Annotated in this window: 1 protein-coding gene; it reads left to right on the top strand. The window is 75.1% G+C overall.

The window, feature by feature from the left end; all coding sequences use genetic code 11:
* The coding region (locus RKE29_RS29790) for a beta-ketoacyl synthase N-terminal-like domain-containing protein (RefSeq protein ID WP_312008830.1) at positions 1-1582 on the top strand (1582 nt) is incomplete at both ends.

Below are 1582 nucleotides of genomic sequence, written 5' to 3' on the forward strand. Positions count from 1 at the left end.
GGCGCTGGGCGCCGAGGCCCGGGTGGCCGCGTGCGACGTGACCGACCGCGACCAGCTCGCCGGACTTCTGGCGGGCCTGGAGCGGCCGCTGACCGCCGTGATTCACGCGGCGGGCATCATGGACGGCGGTCTGGTGGAGTCGCTGACCGCCGAGCAGGTCGCGAGCGTCATGCGGCCCAAGGTGGACGCGGCGCTTCACCTGCACGAGCTGACCGCGGGCACCGACCTGGCGGCGTTCGTCCTGTTCTCCTCCGCGGCCGCGCTCCTGGGCAGCCCGGGCCAGGCGGGCCACGCCGCCGCCGACGCGGCGCTCGACGCGCTGGCGTACCGGCGGCGTGCGGCGGGGCTGCCGGGTACCTCGCTGCTGTGGGGCCTGTGGGACGACGCGCGGGGCATGGCGAGCGCCTTCGACGAGGCCGGGCTGGCGCGGCTGGAGCAGCTGGGCATCGGCGTGCTGCCCGCCGAACTGGGCCTTGAGCTGTTCGACCGGGCCCTGGGGCTGGACGCGGCGCTGCTGGTGCCGGTGCGGCTCGACCTGGCCGTACTGCGCGGCCAGGCGCGGGCGGGAACGCTGCCCGCGCTGCTGCGCGGCCTGGTGCGGGTCCCGGCGCGGCGCGCCCAGACGGGCGGGTCGCTGGCACGGCGGCTCGCCGGAGTCCCGGCGCCCGAGCGGGAGAAGGTCGTGGTCGACGCGGTGCGGGCCCAGGTGGCCTCCGTCCTCGGGCACGCCTCCGCCGCCGAGGTCGACCCCGACCGGGCCTTCAAGGACCTCGGTTTCGACTCGGTCAGCGCGGTCGAGTTCCGCAACCGGCTCTCCCAGGCCACGGGCGTGCGGCTGCCCGCCACCCTGGTCTTCGACCACCCGACCCCGGTGTCGGCCGCTCGGCTGATACTCGCCGAGATCGACGGGGTCGTGGAGACGCCGGTACCCGCGGCGCCGCTCCGGCGGACCGCGGACGCGGACGAGCCGCTGGCGATCGTCGGCATGAGCTGCCGGTATCCGGGTGGTGTGGCGTCGCCGGACGAGCTGTGGGAGCTGGTGGCGTCCGGCCGCGACGCGATAACGGGCCTGCCGTCCGACCGTGGCTGGGACCTGGAGCGGCTGTACGACCCGGACCCCGACCAGCCCGGCAAGCTGTACACGCGCGGCGGCGGCTTCGTCGACCACATCGCCGACTTCGACGCGGACTTCTTCGGGATCAGCCCGCGTGAGGCGCTGGCCATGGACCCGCAGCAGCGGCTGATCATGGAGACGGCGTGGGAGGCGTTCGAGCACGCGGGCATCGACCCCACGTCGCTGCACGGCAGCGACACCGGCGTGTTCATCGGCGCGGTGGCCTCGGACTACACCATGCTGATACCGCTGGAGCTGGAGGGGTACCGCATGACCGGCGCGATGGCGAGCGTGCTGTCGGGCCGGGTGGCCTACACCCTGGGTCTCGAAGGCCCGTCGGTGTCGGTGGACACGGCGTGCTCGTCGTCGCTGGTGGCCCTGCACCTCGCCGCGCAGGCGCTGCGGTCGGGCGAGTGCTCGATGGCCCTGGTCGGCGGCGCGTGCACGATGGCCACGCCGCTCCTGCTG

The organism is Streptomyces sp. B1866, assembly GCF_031932565.1.
In the GTDB taxonomy this organism is placed as follows: domain Bacteria; phylum Actinomycetota; class Actinomycetes; order Streptomycetales; family Streptomycetaceae; genus Streptomyces.